Origin of the sequence: Tabrizicola sp. M-4 (genome assembly GCF_051132405.1) — a bacterium.
Taxonomy (GTDB): Bacteria; Pseudomonadota; Alphaproteobacteria; order Rhodobacterales; family Rhodobacteraceae; genus Paragemmobacter.
Genome location: NZ_CP128606.1, coordinates 532,612 through 549,017 on the forward strand (window position 1 = coordinate 532,612; position 16,406 = coordinate 549,017).

The window sequence follows — 16,406 nt, forward strand, 5'->3', positions numbered from 1 at the left end:
TGTAACGGAAGGGGCAGGACGCGGCAAGCGGCGGAGGGTGACATGGTCGAGTTGGAAGAACGGGTCGCGCATCTGATGCGGGCGGTGGATGACCTGTCGGACGTGGTGGCGGGGCAGGCGAAGGAAATCGAGCGGCTGTCGCGGCTGGTGCAGCTGCTGGTGGAGCGGGAGGCCGAGCGCGAGGCGATGGCGGTGGACGGGCCTGCGGCGAATGTGCGGCCGCCGCATTGGTGATGTGGCGGGGATGGGTCTGGCGGGTGGCCCTTGCGGGGGCTGTGGTGACGGCGGGATATTTCGCCGTGACGCTGGTGTTGCCACTGCGGACGATGGGCGATCCGGTCTATGACACGGCGATGCTGCGGGCGCGGTGGTATGGGGCATGGGGCGTGGTGTGGTGCCATCTGCTGGCCCTGCTTGGGGCGGTGGCTTTGCTGGTGGCGGGGCCGCGTCGGCGGTGGGCGCTGGTGGCGTTGCTGGCGGGGGTCGGGGCCTTGGGGGTGATCATTTTCGAGGAGGGGCGGGTGATCCGCTTCGGTGACCTGATCGAGCCGAGAGAGCTTGCGGCATGGCGGCTGATGGCGGGCCGCTGGGCGAGTGCGCTTTTGTCGGGCGGGATGCTGTTTGCGCTGTGGAGGGCACGTGATCCGCGCTGATCTGGTTGCGATATCGATGACGCTGGCCCTTGGGGGGCTGGGCGGGGGGCTTGCGCTGTTGCTGCACCTGCCGCTGGCGCTGCTGCTGGGGTCGCTGGTGGTGACGGGGGTGATCGCGGCGGCGGGGTGGAAGCCCTTCGGGCGGGCGGTGCTGTTGCCCTTGCGGCTGCGGTCGGCCTTCGTGCCGGTGATCGGGGTGGCGATCGGCGGGGCGTTCACGCCTGCGGTCGTGGCCGAGGCGGGGGCGTGGTGGCCGTCGCTGCTGGCGCTGCTGCTGTTTTTGCCCTTGGCGCATGGGGTGGGGTATTTCATCTATACGCGCGGCGGGTTGCCACGTCTGGAGAGTTTCTTCGGGTCTGTTCCCGGTGGCCTTATCGAGACGGTGCAGATGGGCGAGGAGGCGGGCGGCGACGTGCGCCTGATGACGGTGCTGCAATTCCTGCGGCTGATCCTGACGATCGTCTTCGTGCCGCTGATTTTCATGGTGCTGACCGGGGGGGCGGTCGGGTCGGCGAGCGGGGCGGCGCTGCCTGCCGCTTCGGTGCCGCTGACGGTGCAGGAAGTGGCGGTGCTGCTGGCGGCGGGGGCCTTGGGCGTTCTGGTCGGGCGGGCGCTGCGCTTTCCGGCGGCGATCATGACGGGGCCGGTGCTGTTTTCCGCCGTGGCCCATGCGGCGGGGCTGGTGCATGGGGTGCCGCCTGCGTGGCTGGTGGGGGTGACGCAGGTGGTGGTGGGCTGCGGCCTTGGCGTGCGCTTTGCCGGGGCGGAGCGGGCGATGCTGTGGCGTGCGGGGCGGTTGGCGGTGGTGAATGCGATCGTGGCGCTGGGGCTGGCCTATGGGTTTGCGGTGTTGCTGGCGCCGTGGGTGGGTGAGCCTGCGGCGGCGGTGTTCCTTGCCTTTGCGCCGGGGGGATTGGCGGAGATGAGCCTGATCGCGCTGAGCCTGCAGATGTCGGTCGTCTATGTGACGGTGCATCATGTGGCGCGGATCGTGGTGAGTGTGTTGATGGCCAAGGGAGCGCGGCGGTGGATCGGTTGAAGCGGATGCGGCAGCGCGACTGGGCGCGGGTCTTCGGGTTTGCCTGTGCGCTGGGCGGGGTCGGGATGTCCTTGGCAGGCTATGCCGGGGCGGATTGGGATGGGCTGATCCTGCTGCTGGGTGCGCTGATGATGTTGCGGGGGGCGGTGGAGGGACCATCGCCCAGCCGCGTGGCGGGGCTGATGCGGGCGGGGCGGTTGATCCTGCTTATGCTGGCCTTCGGGGCGGTGAACCGGGCACAGGGCGGGGTGGAGGGTGCGGTGGCCGGCGTGCTGACGAACCCGATCCTCTGGGCGGTGGGGCTGCTGCTGCTGGCGCTGCCCTTGCTGCGGCGGGGGCTGGGCTGGAGCGCAGGAGAACGGGTGCTGCCAGAGATCGGTTTCGCTGTCATTGCGGGAATCGCCTTCTGGTTGCTGCATGGCTGGCTGGTGGGGACAGGAGATCTGGCGGCACTGTGGACACTGGTTGCCGTGGCGGCGGTGGTGAATGGTGGTGCGGTGCTGCGGAGCGGGGGCGGATGGGCCGAGCAGGGGGCGGCGTTCTGGGCGACGCTGATCTGCGTGCTGAGCCAGCCGGGGGCTGTGCTTTGGCCGATTGCCCTTGCGGTTCTGCCCTTTGCGGCGGGCTTTGCCGCATGGCGGCGGCGACGTTCTTCCGGTGAGGGGAAATGACCGCGACCGGCGCACTGCGGAGCCTGCTATGGGGGCAGGGCGTCCGTTGAACACAACACTCGGTACACGTGCCGGCCGCGATCGAGTCTCAATTTGCATGTGGGCGCCCGGATGTTTAGGGCCGCGATGACAGATGCCGTTTCCTTCTGATGAAAATGACGAATTCGTCATTCTCAGACGACGAATTCGTCAAATTGTTCAATAAAATCAGAGGTTGTGTGGATTCTCTGGATGCTGCTTGAATGGGCACCTGAATGACGAAATCGACATCCGCACCCGTCCTGCCGGTGGCAAAGCAATGGCTGACTGTGGCTTCGGGGCACTAGCCGGAACCTCCCGGTATGGTTAATGTAAATGAAGCCTGGGGGGGCTGAAGATCGGATGACATCATGCCCAGGCCCCTTTCGGCGTTTCCCGCGCTTGTCCTTTTGCTTGGCGCCCTTGTGGCGTTGCCCGTTGCCGCGCAAGAGCGCGAGACGCTGGGTTGGGGCAGGCTTCTGACCAATGACGCCATCGGGGATGGCAAGGACCGCTGGCGCACGGGCAGCTATGTGCTGAGCGTGCTGCGCGGGCCGTCATGGGCGGGCAGCCTGCCGTCGCAACCGGGGGCGATACTGGAGTTCCGGGCCGAAGTGGAGACGATCGCGCCGGCCGATCTGGTGACGGCGAACCCTCTGGATCGGCGCTATGTGGGTGCGCTGACGCTGGGTGTGCATACTCATTTCGATATGCGGGGCGTGGAGACGAGCCTTGGTCTGGATGCGGTGATCGTGGGGCCGCAGACGGGGATCAGTTCGCTGCATGGCGACCTGCACGACGTGCTTGGCCTGCCGCAGCCCACGGTCTTTGGCGCGCAGATCGGCAATGACGTCTTCCCGACGCTGACGGCGGAGTTAGGGCGGAGCCTCGATCTGGGTGGGGCGGCGGAGTTCCGGCCCTTCCTCGAGGCGCAGGCGGGGGTGGAGACGATGCTGCGGGTGGGCGGCGACCTGACGCTGGGCGGGATGGGGCGGAACGGCCTGCTGCTGCGCGACGGCACGACGGGGCAACGCTATACCGGCATGGCGGGATCGGGACCGCAGGGCGTGAGCGTGGTGCTGGGCGGCGATATCGCCGAGGTCTATGACAGCGAATATTTCCTGCCCGGCGATGCGATCACGCCGTCGGACAGCCGCAAGCGTCTGCGCACGGGCGTGCATTGGCAGGGCGAACGGGGCGAGGCCTTCTATGGGGTGACGTGGCTGGGCCGGGAGTTCGAGGAACAGGTCGATGATCAGGTGGTGGGATCGATCAATCTGCGGTTGAAGTTCTGACCTATGCGATTTTGCGGGTGTTGCGCGGATGCCATAGCCAAAGGTCTGGGTCGCTGTTAACCTGCACGGATAAAAGTAAAAAACTAACGAGCAGGCAAACAGGCAATGATAACGGGCTCTCGTGGCACGTTCGTCATCTCTTGGTCGCAGACAGAAGTGGATGGAGTTCGGGCGGCGTCGCTTGACCTTCTCTCGGTTGGTGCCGCGTGGCGCTGGACCGGTGAGGCGGTGCGGGTGGATGGCGCGGGCGGCATGCTGCTTTTGGAAGGGGCCGAGGGCGCGGCGGAGATGAGGCAGCGCGCGGCGCGGATGGTGCGGCGGCTGATCGGGTCGGCCATCGGCAAGGGCGGGGCTGTGCGCGTGGAAGAGACGCCGGAAGCCGAAGAGGACGACCTGCCGGATCAGGGATTCATCGTGACGGACGGGGTGGCGAGCTATGCGCTGACCATCATCCCGGTGCCGGACAGCGGCGCGCGGCTTTTGATGGTGCTGGGCGAGGTGCCGCCTGCGGATCGCGATTTCTGGGTGGTGCGGACATCGATCGACCGCGCGCGGGTGGCTGCGGGCGGGCGCGAGGGTGGCGGGGTGATCTGTTTCACGCCGAACACGCGGATCGCGACGCCGGAGGGGCCGAAGCTGATACAGGCGCTGCGGCCGGGCGACCGGGTGCTGACCAAGGATGACGGGCCGCAGGAGGTGCTGTGGACGGGGCATCGGCGGATGACGGGGGCGCGGCTTTACGCGATGCCGCATCTGCGGCCGATCCGGTTCCGGGCCGGCGCTCTGGGCCTTGATCTGCCGGAGCCGGACCTGATCGTGTCGCCCGCGCACCGGATGCTGGTGAAGGGGGGCGCGGCGCAGGCTCTGTTCGGGACGTCGGAGGTTCTGGTGCGGGCCGAGGATCTGCTGAACGACGGCACGATCACGGTGGACCATGCGCTGCGGGAGGTGACTTATGTGCATATCCTGCTGGAGCGGCACAACATCGTCTTCGCCAACGGGATCGAGACGGAAAGTTTTCACCCGTCGAACACGGCGCTGGAGATGATCGATCCGGTTCAGCGGGCGCAGCTTCTGGAGGTTGCGCCGGGGGTGGAGTTGAACCCGGAAGCCTATGGCGATTATGCGCGGCGCAACCTTTCGGCCAGCGAGGCGGCCCTGCTGCGGCATGATCTGGCGGCGTGACGGGCGGCTGTTGACTCTGGGTTTCGGGGCTGTATAAGGCCTCCCGGTCCCGGCGTGCTGCGCCGGGGCTTTTCATTGGTGTTGGTGGCCCCCGCAAGGGGATGCCTGTCGGGTCCGAAGGACCAAAGGACAACGCCCTTCAAAACGCACGAAGGAGATCAGCGGTGACCAAACGCACCTCTGCCAAGTACAAGATCGACCGCCGCATGGGCGAAAACATCTGGGGCCGCCCGAAGTCCCCGGTGAACAAGCGTGAATACGGCCCCGGCCAGCACGGCCAGCGCCGCAAGAACAAGCTGTCGGACTTCGGCACGCAGCTGCGCGCCAAGCAGAAGCTGAAGGGTTACTACGGCGACCTGACCGAAAAGCAGTTCCGCAAGATCTATGGCGAAGCGGAGCGCGTGAAGGGTGACACCGGCGAGATGCTGGTGGGTCTGCTGGAGCGTCGTCTGGATGCGGTCGTCTACCGCGCCAAGTTCGTTCCGACGATCTTCGCCGCCCGCCAGTTCGTGAACCACGGCCATGTGACCGTGAACGGCAAGCGCGTGAACATCGCCTCCTACCGCGTGAAGGAAGGCGACATCATCGAAGTGCGTCAGAAGTCCAAGCAGATGGCGCTGGTTCTGGAAGCCGTCGCCCTGACCGAGCGTGACGTTCCGGATTACATCGAGGTGGATCATTCGAAGATGACCGCCAAGTTCGTCCGCACCCCGGCTCTGGGCGATGTGCCCTATCCGGTGCAGATGGAACCGAACCTCGTCGTCGAATACTACGCGAAGAACTGATTTCCGCGCTTTTGCGTGGAGAGAGGCCCGCCCATCGTGGCGGGCCTCTTGCTTTTCGGGGGTGGCGTGACAGTTTGCCGGGAAACGGGGGCGGGCATGGCGGATCGGGAGACGGCGGAATCGGTGCTGGAGCGGGGGCTGTTCGCCAGCCGCTGGTTGATGGCACCGATGTATCTGGGATTGACGGTCGCGCTGTTGATGCTGGTGGTGATCTTCTTCCGTGAGTTGATCTACTACTTTCCCCAGATGCTGAGCCTGAGCCCGGAGAAGACGATCCTTGTCGTCCTGACGCTGATCGACCTGACGCTGGCGGCGAACCTTCTGCTGATCGTGATGTTCTCGGGCTATGAGAGTTTCGTGTCCAAGTTCGATTTCGATGCGGGCACGGATCGGCCCGGCTGGATGGGGAAGGTGGATTTCGGCGGGCTGAAGATGAAGCTGATCGCCTCGATCGTGGCGATTTCGGCGATCCATCTGCTGAAGCGGTTCATGGAGATCGGCGACCCGACCACGCCGCCGCCGGATGAGGGGCATCTGTTCTGGCTGACGGTGATCCATATGAGCTTTGTCCTGTCGGGCGTTCTGATGGCGCTGATGGACTGGCTGCAGGCGCGGTCGGCCAAGTGAGGGGTGGCGATAAACCGTCTGGCCTTGCCGCGCGCCCGAAGCTAGAACCCCGCTGGAATGGGGGAATCTTGCCGACATGACCGACGCCATCCGACCGCAGCCCGGTATCCTTGACATCGCGCTTTACGAAGGCGGAAAGGCGCATGTCGCGGGCATGACCAATGTGGTCAAGCTTTCGTCGAACGAGAATCCGTTCGGCCCTTCGGACCGCGCGAAGGAGGCGTTCCAGCGCAGCGTGCATACGCTGCACCGCTATCCGTCCACCGATCATGGCAGCCTGCGCGAGGCGATTGCCGATGTGCATGGGCTGGATGCGGGGCGGGTGATCTGCGGCGTCGGGTCGGACGAGATCATCACCTTCCTGTGTCAGGCCTATGCCGGGCCGAAGGATGAGGTGGTGTTCACCGAACATGGTTTCCTGATGTACCGCATCAGCGCGCTGGCCGTGGGGGCGACCCCGGTGGAGGTGCGCGAGCGGGAGCGGACGACGGATGTGGACGCGATCCTTGCGGCCTGCAACCGGCGGACGAAGCTGGTGTTCATCGCCAATCCGAACAACCCCACCGGGACGATGATCAGCAACGCTGAAATCGCGCGGCTGGCGGACGGGTTGCCGCGTCAGGCCATTCTGGTGCTGGACGGGGCCTATGCGGAATATGTCGAAGGCTATGACGGCGGGCTGGCGATCCTTGAGGCGCGCAGCAATGTCTTCATGACGCGGACCTTTTCCAAGATCTATGGTCTGGGCGGGTTGCGGATCGGCTGGGGATACGGGCCGAAGGCGATTGTCGATGTGCTGAACCGCATCCGGGGGCCTTTCAACCTGTCGACCACGCAGCTTGAGGCGGCGGAGGCGGCGGTCCGGGATCAGGATTTCGTCAACCGCTGCCGGAGCGAGAATGCGCGGATGCGGCATTGGCTTTCCGAGGCGCTGGCTGAGCTTGGCGTGCCGTCGGATACCTCGATGGCGAATTTCGTGCTGGCACGCTTCGCGAGCGAGGAAGAGGCGGTGGCCTGCGATGCCTTCCTGCAGCAGCAGGGGCTGATCGTGCGGCGGGTGGCGGGATACAAGCTGCCGCATTGCCTGCGGATCACCGTGGGGGACGAGGCGTCCTGTCGCCGCGTGGCCCATGCGGTCGCGCAGTTCAAGGGCGTGAAGTGATGAGCGTGATCTATGAGCGGGTGGCGCTGATCGGGCTGGGCCTGATCGCGTCGTCGATGGCGCATGCCATGAAGGCGCAGGGGCTGGCGGGTGAGGTGGTGGGATACGCCAAATCGGCCGAAAGCCGGGCGGCGGCGCTGGAGATCGGGTTCTGCGACCGGGTGGAGGATACGGCGGCCAAGGCGGTGGTCGGGGCGGATCTGGTGGTGCTGGCCGTGCCGGTGGGCGCGATGGGCGCGATTGCCGAAGAGATCGGGCCGCATCTGGCGCCCGGCGCGACGGTGACGGATGTGGGGTCCGTGAAGCAGGCGGTGATCGCCGCCGTGGCGCCGCACATGCCGGAAGGTGTGCATTTCATCGCGGGCCACCCGATTGCGGGGACGGAACATTCGGGGCCGCGGTCGGGCTTTGCGACGCTGTTCCAGAACCGCTGGTGGCTGCTGACGCCGGAGGGGGCGGATGCGGGCGCGGTGGCGCGGTTGCGGGCGCTGTGCGAGGGGTTCGGGGCCAAGGTCGACGAGATGGACGCGGCGCATCATGACCTTGTGCTGGCGGTGACGTCGCATACGCCGCACCTGATCGCCTATACGATGGTGGGTGTGGCGGATGACCTGAGCCGGGTGACCGACAGCGAGGTGATCAACTATTCCGCCGCGGGGTTCCGGGATTTCACCCGGATCGCGGCGTCGGACCCGACGATGTGGCGCGACGTGTTCCTGACGAACAAGGAGGCGACGCTGGATATCCTCGGGCGGTTCACCGAAGAGCTTTTCGCGTTGCAGCGGGCGATCCGGCTGGGCGACGGGGAACATCTGCACGCCTATTTCACCCGGACGCGCGCGATCCGGCGCGGGATCATCGAGGCCGGGCAGGATACGGCGGCCCCCGATTTCGGGCGGGTGGCGGCGGCCGCGCCGAAGGGCGGCTGAATGCGGGGGGCGGTTGCCGGTCTGGGCCTGCTGTGCTGCCTGATGGCGAGCGCGGCTGTGGCGCAGGAGATGGCGACTTCGCCCCGTCCGGTGGCCCGGCCCGGAAATGCCGTGGCGGTGGCCGTGCCCGAGGCGACGGTCGCAGCGCCGCAGGTGGCGGTGGCCCCGGTTTCCGTGCTGCGCCCGCGTCCGCGGCCTTGGGCGGCGGCGCCGGCGATGACGCAGGCGCTGCCGCCGCAGCCTGCGGCGATTGCGGTTTCGGTTCCCGTCCTGCGCCCCATGCCCCGGCCCGAGGGCCTTGGGCGCGGGGCGTTGCAGCAGGCGGCGGCGGCCCCGGCCCCGGTGGTGAAGCCGGAAAGGCGGGGGGGACTGTTCGGCGGGTTGTTCCAGCGGCGCGAGCGCGAGGCAAAGCCGTCGCCCACGGATGGATTCGTCTGTGGCGACCCGGATATCCGGGGGGATGAGCTGGCGCGGATCACGTCGCAGGTGCGGGGCTGCGGGGTGGAGGAGCCGGTGCGGGTGACGATGGTCGACGGCGTGCGCCTGACGACGCCCGCCACGATCGATTGCACGACGGCGCGCGCCTTGAAGACATGGGTGCAGGAGGGGATGCGTCCGGCCTTCGGGCGGCAGGAGGTGGTGGAGTTGCGGATCGCGGCCAGCTATATCTGCCGTCCCCGCAACAATGTGCGCGGCGCGAAGATCAGCGAACATGGCCGGGGAAAGGCCGTGGATATCTCTGGCTTCATCCTGTCGGACGGGCGGGAGCTTTCGGTTTCAGGCAATTACAACCGTCAGATGCGCAGCGCCCATCGGGCGGCCTGCGGCATCTTCGGCACCACGCTGGGGCCGGGGTCGGACGGGTATCACGAGGATCACCTGCATTTCGACACGGCGAGCCACGGGAACGGGCCTTACTGCCGCTGAAAGATCGCCGGGGCGGGGCCGAGGGGCAGGGGGCCGAGTGTCATGAAGCCGTTCGCGAAGGTCAGCGGCACGGTCAGAGTATCGGGATCGTCGCCCTGCTGGGCATAGAGTTCCAAGGCACGGGTCAGCGTCTGCGCGCCTTCTGTCGTGACGAGGCCCGCCGCGATGAAGACGGGGATCAGCTTGCGCCATTGATCGATGCGGATCTCGATCCGCCCTTCGGGCGTGCCGTCGGCGGCGGGGGTGAGGTCGCCCTTGGCCGAAGCCACCATGTCGCCCCAACGGATCAGCCCTTCGCGCAGGCGGAGTTCGGTGAGGGCGGGGCGGTTGGCGGCGGCGTGGCGGTCGAGCGGGGCGGAGAGGCCGAGGACGGTGTCGAGGCGGATCAGGTCGATCTGTTCGGGCAGGTCGGAGAGCGGCGCGAGGGCGGCGCGGAAGCCCGCATCAGGGGTGAGGGTGGTGAGGTCCAGCGCGGCCTCTTGCGCCGTGGCGCTGTCGGGCGCGCGGCGGGTGCCGAAGCGGAGCGAGGCGGCGGCGGCCTCCCATCCGGCGGATGACGCAAGCGCGATGCCGTCGCCCGCGATGGCGGTGCGGTCCAGCGTCAGGTCGGTGCCGGGGACGAGGACGAGGCTGCCTTGGATCAGGGTGGAGGTGACGGTCACCTCTTGCCCCGGCAGGGTGAGGGTCTGGTTTTGCGGCAGGGTCGCGATGAGATGCCAAGGCTTCCACGACATGGTGAAGATCTGTGCGAATGGGGCCTGCCAGCCGATGCCGCGCTGCGTATCCGTCAGGCGGGGTTCGGTCACCGTCAGGTCGAAGCGGTTGGGAAAGCCCGCGACGGACAGGCCCGAGCGTTGCGCGACGAGGGCGCCGCCCTGTTGAGCCGCGAACCAGCCTTCGGCGGCGCGTTCCATGGCCCGGGAGCCCACGAACCAGTAGCCCGCCCAGAGCGTTGCCGCGACAAGGACCGTCACGAGGAGTGCGCGCATCGTCCACCCTTTCCTTCCCTAACGGGCTGCTGTTTACAGGGGGCGCGAAAGGAGGGCCAGCGGATGACGGCGGGGCTTTGGGTCTTCGGCTATGGATCGCTGATCTGGCATCCGGGTTTTCCCGTGGCCGAGCAGGCGGTTGCGCGGCTGGAGGGGTGGCATCGGTCGTTCTGCATGCGGTCCATCCACCATCGCGGCACGGTCGAGGAACCGGGGCTGGTGCTGGCGCTGGATGCGGCGGCGGGGTCCTTTTGCGACGGGGTGGCGTTCCGGGTGGAACCCGGCACGGAGGAGGCGACGCTGGCCGCCCTGCGCGAGCGGGAGTTGGTGTCGTCGGCCTATCTGGAGCGGGTGCTGCCCCTGCGCTTGGCGGACGGGCGGGGACTGGAGGCGCTGGCCTATGTCATCGATCCCGACCATGTGCAGTATTGCGGGGGGTTGGCGCTGGAGGAGCAGGCGCGGATCATCGCGCGGGCGGTGGGCGGGCGGGGGCCGAACCGGGATTACCTGTGGTCCACCGCCGCGCATCTGGCGGAACTGGGGATCGGGGATGACGATCTGGATTGGCTGGCGGGCCGCGTTCGGGCGCTGGTGGAGATGACGGAAGGCTGAACTGCGGCGGCTTGGCAGGGGGGTTTTGCCTGCTATTCTGGCCGCGAACAAACAGCGGGCAGTGTGGATGGACAAGCAGCGCAGCGAGGCGTCACCGACCTTCAGCCAGCCGATCCGGCAGATCGTGATGATGCTGCTGGTGACGGTGATGGTGGGCAGCGGGGCGTGGCTGATCCACAATCAGGTGACGGGCATATTCCAGGCCAATCCGCTGCTGAACGGGTTCATCGGGGGGGTGTTCCTGCTGGGTGTGGTCACCTGTTTCTGGCAGGTGCTGATCCTTGCGCAATCGGTGAGCTGGATCGAGGATTTCGTCCGCCACGTGCCGGGGCATGACGCGACCAAGCCGCCGCGCCTGCTTGCGCCGCTGGCGGCGCTCTTGCGGTCGCGGGGGGCGAGGATGCAGATTTCGGCATCCTCGTCGCGGTCGATCCTCGAATCCGTCGCGACCCGGATCGACGAGGCGCGGGATATCACGCGCTATCTGGCCAACCTGTTGGTTTTCCTTGGGCTTCTGGGCACGTTCTATGGTCTTGCGACCACGGTTCCGGCGGTGGTGGACACGATCCGGTCGCTGGCCCCGCAAGAGGGGGAGACAGGGCTTCAGGTCTTTGAAAAGCTGATGTCGGGGCTCGAAAGCCAGTTGGGCGGGATGGGAACGGCGTTTTCGTCATCGCTGCTGGGTCTGGCGGGATCGTTGGTGATCGGGCTTTTGGAACTGTTCGCGGGGCATGGGCAGAACCGGTTCTACCGGGAGTTGGAGGAATGGCTGTCGTCGATCACCCGCGTGAGCCTGTCGTCGGGCGATGGCGAGGGCGGCGATACGGCGGCGATGGCGGCGGTGCTGGATCAGGTGCAGGCGCAGATGGATGCGCTGCAGTCGCTCTATACCCAGTCGGACATAACGCGGGTGATGGTGGAGGACAAGATCGACGATCTGGCCCGCGCCATCGGCAAGCTGGCCGAGCGGCGGGATGGGGGCGGCGGCGATGTGGCGGCGGCGCTGGCGCGGATCGCGGAAGGGCAGGAGCGGCTGATCGCGGCGGTGACCTCGGACGGTGGCGGCGCGATGGGGGCGGATGCGGAAAGCCGGATGCGCCTGCGTTCCATCGATGTGCAACTGTTGAAGATCCTTGAGGAAATGTCGGCCGGGCGGCAGGAATCGCTGGCCGATCTGCGCACCGATATTGCCGCGCTGACGGTGGCCATCCGGCAATTGTCGCGCGGCGTGCCCGCAGGGCGGGGCTGACCATGGCGCTGCGGTCCCGTCGCGATTCCTCGCTAATCTGGCCCGGTTTCGTGGATGCGGTGACGACGCTGTTGATGGTGATGATGTTCGTCCTGACCATCTTCACCGTGATGCAGGTGGTGCTGCGGGATACGATCACCACCCAGTCGAACGAGTTGGACAGCCTGACCGACCAGATCGCGCAACTCGCCGATGCCTTGGGATTGGAGCGGCAGCGGGCCGAGGGATTGGAGGCGGAGGTTGGGTCGCTGACGGCGTCCCTGACCGCGGCGCAGGCGGAGGGGGAACGGCAGGCGGCGCTGATCACCACGTTGACCGGGCAATTGGCGACGGCGGAGGGTGCGCTGGAGGCGGCGCAGGGGCGGATCGCCAGTTTCGAGGCGCAGGTGGCCAGCCTTCTGGCCGAGCGCGATGCGGCGCGGGGGCAGGTGACGGATTTGACGGCATCCGTGCAAGCTCTTGAGGATGCTCAGGAAAAACTGCTGACCGAGCAGGAGGCGCTGCAACTGGCGCTGGCGCGGGCGCGTGAGGAGGTGGATGCGAATGCCGAGACCGCGCGGTTCATGGCGGCGCGGCGGCAGGCGATGGAAACGCTGATCGCCAGCCTGCGGAGCCGGGCCGAGGGGGCGGAGGCGCGGCTGTCGGAGGAAGAGGCGGAGCGTCTGGTGGATGCGGCGGCGCTGCAGGAATTGCGCGACAGGCTGAAGGGGTCGGAGGACGAGTTGGCGGCGATGACCCTTGCGCTGGAGGAGCAGCGGCGGAGGGCGGAGGAGACGCTGACCCTGCTGGCGGCGGCGCAGACCGAGGCGGCGAAGGCCGCCGAGGGGCAGACGGACCGCGACGCGGTGCTGGCGGCGGCAGAGCGGGCCTTGAGCGAGGAACAGGCCAAGTCCTTGGAAGCGCAGCGGAAAGTGGCGCTGTTGAACGAGCAGATCGGGGCCTTGCGGTCGCAATTGGCGCAGTTGCAGGCGGTGCTGGACGAAAGCGCGGCGCGGGATGAGGCGGCACAGGTGCAGCTTGAATCTTTGGGCACGCAGTTGAATGCGGCGCTGGCGCAGGTGGCGGCAGAGCAGCGGCGGCGGGCGGAACTGGAGGCGGCGGAGGCCGAGCGGTTGGCGGCGGAGAATGCCGATCTGGCGCGGTATCGGTCTGAATTCTTTGGGAAATTGTCGGAACTTCTGGCCGGGCGCGAAGGTGTGCGGGTGGTGGGGGACCGGTTCGTGTTCTCCTCGGAAGTGCTGTTCCAGCCGGGGGCCGCGGAACTGGCGCCGGAGGGGCAGGCGCAGATTGCCGGGGTGGTGGAAATCCTGAATGAAATCAGGGGGGAAATCCCGCCCGAGATCGATTGGATCATCCGTGTGGACGGGCATACGGACAATGTGCCCCTGTCGGGCTTGGGCGAGTTCGCGGACAATTGGGAATTGTCGCAGGCACGTGCGCTTTCGGTCGTGCGGTTCATGCAGGAGGGGCTGGGCTTCCCGCCGGACCGTCTGGCGGCGACGGGGTTCGGGGAATACCGGCCCGTGGCTGCCGGGGATGACGAGGGGAGCCGGGCGCAGAACCGGCGGATCGAGTTGAAGCTGACCGAGCGGTAAGAACCGGCTTTGGTGCCAAGGGGTTGGGCGGAATTGGCCGTGCCGGACCCTGTGCCGCAAACTGTACCGCAAAGTGTGCATACAAATCCGGGCAGGGTGGCGGTCAGATTCATGGTTAAGGGTGCGTGGGCGCACAGGGTGCGCGGCATGGCATTCCCCCGGCGCGGTGGCTGGGTTAGGGAGGGGCGATGCGGGAATGGCGAAAGGGGCAGAGATGACCGAGATGATCCGGAGCCTTGGCGAGGTGGCCGAGCGTTATGATGCGGTCTTCTGCGACCTGTGGGGCTGTCTGCACAATGGCAAGGTGCCCTTTGCGGCGGCGGTCGCGGCGCTGCGGGCGTTCCGTGCCGAGGGGAAGGCTGTGCTGCTGTTGACGAATTCGCCGCGCCCGAAATCGAGCGTGGTGGAGCAACTGGCGCGGATCGGGGTGCCGCGCGATTGCTGGGATGAGATCGTGTCGTCGGGTGACGCGGCGCAATACGGGCTTTTGTCCGGGGCGGTGGGGCAGCGGGTGCATCACATCGGGGCGGAGAAGGACGAGAGTTTCTTCACCGACCTTCCGGTGGATGGGCCGGTGCTGGAGATCAGCCGCGTGCCCTTGGCCGAGGCGGAGGGGGTGGTCTGCACGGGGTTGCGGGACGACCTGACCGAGACGCCGGAGGATTACCGCGCGGCGCTGTTGATGATGAAGGCGCGGGATCTGGTGATGCTGTGTGCCAATCCCGACCTGATCGTCGATCTGGGCGAGCGGCGGCTGTATTGCGCCGGGGCCTTGGCGCAGGCCTATGAGGCGATGGGGGGAGAGGTGCTGTATTACGGCAAGCCGCATCCGCCGATCTACGATCTGGCGCGGCGGAAGCTGGCGGCGATGACGGGGCAGGAGGAGGCGCGCATCCTTGCCATCGGGGATGGGGTGAATACCGATGTGCAGGGCGGCATGGCGGAGGGGATCGACACGCTCTTCGTGACGGGGGGGATCGCGGCGGCGGAGTTCGGCCCCGATCCGGCGCGGCCGGACCCGGCGGCTTTGGCGGAATGGCTGGAGGCGCGGGAGATGACGACGACCTATGCGATCCCGTTTCTGGCCTGATGCCTGCGTCCATTGGGTAACAATCTTGCGCCAAAGGTCTCATGAGGGATAAAAAGTTACCCGACGGAATTGCGCTGCGGCGCGGCATCGGCTAGGGTGCGGGCAAGTCAGTCAAGGATTCGGCCATGTTCGCACGCGCCATCGACAACCAGCCACGCGGCACGATCTGCATCGAGGATCTGGAGATCGGAATGACCCGTTACCTTCTGAAGACGGTGACGGACCGGGATATCGAGATGTTCGCCGAGGTTTCGACCGACCGGAACCCGGTGCATCTGGATGACGGCTATGCGCAGGACACGATCTTTCAGGGGCGCATCGCGCATGGGATGCTGACCGCCGGGCTGATCTCGGCGGTGATCGGGGAGCAGTTGCCGGGGCACGGGACGGTCTATCTGGGGCAGAGCCTGAAGTTCATGGCCCCCGTGCGGCCCGGCGATACGGTGCGGGCCGAGGTGAAGGTGACGGCGATCGACCATGCCAAACGGCGGGTGACCCTTGAAACCCATTGCGCGGTGGGTAATACGGTCGTTCTGAAGGGCGAGGCGCTGGTTCTGGCGCCGTCGCGGAAGTTCGACTGAGACCGACTGACTGACGGGGCAGGCTCCCCGCCCCGGGGAAAGATGCGCGTTCACCATCATTGGCAGGGATTGGACCGGGGCGCGCGTGGCGCATCGGTCGCCATGGGCAATTTCGATGGGGTGCATCTGGGCCATCGATCCGTGATCGATCTGGCGCGGCGTCCGGGCGCAGCGCTGGGCGTGGTGACCTTCGAACCGCATCCGCGGCAGGTCTTTGCCCCCGATGCGGCCCCGTTCCGGTTGATGAATGCCGAGGCGCGGGCGAACCGTCTGGCGAAGCTGGGGGTGGCGGAGCTGTATCAGTTGCCCTTTGACCGCGATCTGGCGGGGCTTTCGCCCGAGGCTTTTGCGCGGGACGTGCTGGCCGACGGGCTCGGCGTTTCGCATGTGGTGGTGGGGGCGGATTTCTGTTTCGGCAAGGGGCGGGCAGGGAAGGCTGCGGATCTGCAAGCGCTTGGCGCGCGGTTCGGGTTCGACGTGACGGTGGCGCCGTTGCTGGCCGTGGGCGGGGTGGAGGTGTCGTCGACCGCGATCCGGGCGGCGCTGGCCGAGGGGCGGCCGCGGGATGCCGCCGCCATGCTGGGCCATTGGCACCGGATCGAGGGCGAGGTGATCCACGGCGAGAAGCGCGGGCGGGAGTTGGGCTATCCCACGGCGAACATGTCGGTGGAGGGGCTGCACCTGCCGCGCCTTGGCGTCTATGCGGTGAAGGTGGATATCCTGACCGGGCCGCAGGCGGGGGCCTATCTCGGCGCGGCGAGCCTTGGGGTGCGGCCGATGTTCGGGGAGAACCGGCCGAACCTTGAGACCTTCCTGCTGGATTTCAAGGGCGACCTTTACGGGCAGCACCTTTCGGTGGCCTTCGTCGAATATCTGCGGCCCGAGTTGAAATTCGACGGGCTGGAGGCGCTGATCGCGCAGATGGAGGCCGATTGCGCCAAGGCGCGGGCGGTGCTGGCGGCGGTCTAGGGACTTTTGCGGCGCGGGGTTTGCCGGGGG

At 67.2% G+C, this 16,406-nt stretch carries 18 protein-coding genes; 17 read left to right on the forward strand and 1 reads right to left on the reverse strand.

All coding sequences use genetic code 11. The features are described from left to right. The first annotated feature begins 42 nt into the window (after nt 1-42). The 11 genes from TabM4_RS02645 (at nt 43) to TabM4_RS02695 (ending at nt 9,291) form a co-directional block, all read left to right on the forward strand. A complete protein-coding gene (locus TabM4_RS02645) occupies nt 43-234 on the forward strand; it encodes a SlyX family protein (protein WP_434618018.1) in 192 nt (63 codons plus the stop codon). After that, the gene (locus tag TabM4_RS02650; protein WP_434618020.1) at nt 234-653 is read left to right on the forward strand and encodes a hypothetical protein; all 420 of its coding nucleotides are present in this window, start codon (nt 234-236) and stop codon (nt 651-653) included. Before TabM4_RS02645 ends, TabM4_RS02650 begins: the two co-directional genes overlap by 1 nt. Beyond that, nucleotides 640-1,692, forward strand: coding sequence for an AbrB family transcriptional regulator (locus TabM4_RS02655; RefSeq protein ID WP_434618022.1), 1,053 nt, complete (start codon nt 640-642; stop codon nt 1,690-1,692). The genes TabM4_RS02650 and TabM4_RS02655 overlap by 14 nt, the downstream gene beginning before the upstream one ends. Then, nucleotides 1,680-2,363 (forward strand): hypothetical protein, encoded by a 684-nt coding sequence (locus tag TabM4_RS02660; RefSeq protein WP_434618025.1) that lies wholly within the window; start codon nt 1,680-1,682, stop codon nt 2,361-2,363. Before TabM4_RS02655 ends, TabM4_RS02660 begins: the two co-directional genes overlap by 13 nt. A 389-nt stretch (nt 2,364-2,752) precedes the next feature. Beyond that, complete coding sequence (locus TabM4_RS02665; RefSeq protein WP_434618028.1) at nt 2,753-3,676, forward strand: lipid A-modifier LpxR family protein; 924 nt, start codon at nt 2,753-2,755, stop codon at nt 3,674-3,676. 105 nt (nt 3,677-3,781) lie between these two features. Further along, nucleotides 3,782-4,861, forward strand: a complete 1,080-nt coding sequence (locus TabM4_RS02670; protein ID WP_434618031.1) for a Hint domain-containing protein — start codon at nt 3,782-3,784, stop codon at nt 4,859-4,861. Between the two features lie 164 nt (nt 4,862-5,025). Next, complete coding sequence (gene rpsD, locus TabM4_RS02675) at nt 5,026-5,646, forward strand: 30S ribosomal protein S4 (RefSeq protein WP_434618034.1); 621 nt, start codon at nt 5,026-5,028, stop codon at nt 5,644-5,646. A gap of 15 nt (nt 5,647-5,661) precedes the next feature. Next, on the forward strand, nt 5,662-6,273 hold the full coding sequence (locus TabM4_RS02680) for a TIGR00645 family protein (RefSeq protein WP_434618037.1): 612 nt from the start codon (nt 5,662-5,664) through the stop codon (nt 6,271-6,273). Nucleotides 6,274-6,349: 76 nt separating this feature from the next. Continuing rightward, nucleotides 6,350-7,435 carry a histidinol-phosphate transaminase gene (gene hisC / locus TabM4_RS02685; RefSeq protein ID WP_434618040.1) on the forward strand — a complete coding sequence of 362 codons (1,086 nt, stop codon included), beginning with the start codon at nt 6,350-6,352 and terminating at the stop codon, nt 7,433-7,435. Beyond that, nucleotides 7,435-8,364 carry a prephenate/arogenate dehydrogenase family protein gene (locus tag TabM4_RS02690; protein ID WP_434618043.1) on the forward strand — a complete coding sequence of 310 codons (930 nt, stop codon included), beginning with the start codon at nt 7,435-7,437 and terminating at the stop codon, nt 8,362-8,364. Before hisC ends, TabM4_RS02690 begins: the two co-directional genes overlap by 1 nt. After that, on the forward strand, nt 8,365-9,291 hold the full coding sequence (locus tag TabM4_RS02695) for an extensin family protein (RefSeq protein WP_434618046.1): 927 nt from the start codon (nt 8,365-8,367) through the stop codon (nt 9,289-9,291). Here TabM4_RS02695 and TabM4_RS02700 read toward each other — a convergent pair. After that, nucleotides 9,279-10,280, reverse strand: coding sequence for a DUF2125 domain-containing protein (locus TabM4_RS02700; RefSeq protein WP_434618049.1), 1,002 nt, complete (start codon nt 10,278-10,280; stop codon nt 9,279-9,281). The two genes, TabM4_RS02695 and TabM4_RS02700, sit on opposite strands and share 13 nt — an antisense overlap. Before the next feature lie 63 nt (nt 10,281-10,343). Here TabM4_RS02700 and TabM4_RS02705 point away from each other — a divergent pair, with 63 nt between their 5' ends. The 6 genes from TabM4_RS02705 to TabM4_RS02730 all read left to right on the forward strand — a co-directional run bounded on the left by TabM4_RS02705 (nt 10,344) and on the right by TabM4_RS02730 (nt 16,376). Beyond that, on the forward strand, nt 10,344-10,892 hold the full coding sequence (locus TabM4_RS02705) for a gamma-glutamylcyclotransferase (RefSeq protein ID WP_434618052.1): 549 nt from the start codon (nt 10,344-10,346) through the stop codon (nt 10,890-10,892). A 67-nt stretch (nt 10,893-10,959) separates the two neighbouring features. Further along, nucleotides 10,960-12,141: a biopolymer transporter ExbB gene (locus TabM4_RS02710; RefSeq protein WP_434618055.1), complete on the forward strand. Its 1,182-nt coding sequence runs from the start codon at nt 10,960-10,962 to the stop codon at nt 12,139-12,141. Further along, the gene (locus tag TabM4_RS02715) at nt 12,138-13,736 is read left to right on the forward strand and encodes a peptidoglycan -binding protein (RefSeq protein ID WP_434621902.1); all 1,599 of its coding nucleotides are present in this window, start codon (nt 12,138-12,140) and stop codon (nt 13,734-13,736) included. The genes TabM4_RS02710 and TabM4_RS02715 overlap by 4 nt, the downstream gene beginning before the upstream one ends. A 214-nt stretch (nt 13,737-13,950) precedes the next feature. Continuing rightward, entirely contained in the window at nt 13,951-14,826 is an 876-nt protein-coding gene (locus tag TabM4_RS02720; RefSeq protein WP_434618058.1) for a TIGR01459 family HAD-type hydrolase, read from the forward strand. 125 nt (nt 14,827-14,951) lie between these two features. Further along, nucleotides 14,952-15,407, forward strand: coding sequence for a MaoC family dehydratase (locus tag TabM4_RS02725; RefSeq protein WP_165048331.1), 456 nt, complete (start codon nt 14,952-14,954; stop codon nt 15,405-15,407). Nucleotides 15,408-15,449: 42 nt separating this feature from the next. Then, nucleotides 15,450-16,376 carry a bifunctional riboflavin kinase/FAD synthetase gene (locus TabM4_RS02730; RefSeq protein ID WP_434618061.1) on the forward strand — a complete coding sequence of 309 codons (927 nt, stop codon included), beginning with the start codon at nt 15,450-15,452 and terminating at the stop codon, nt 16,374-16,376. Nucleotides 16,377-16,406 lie beyond the last annotated feature (30 nt).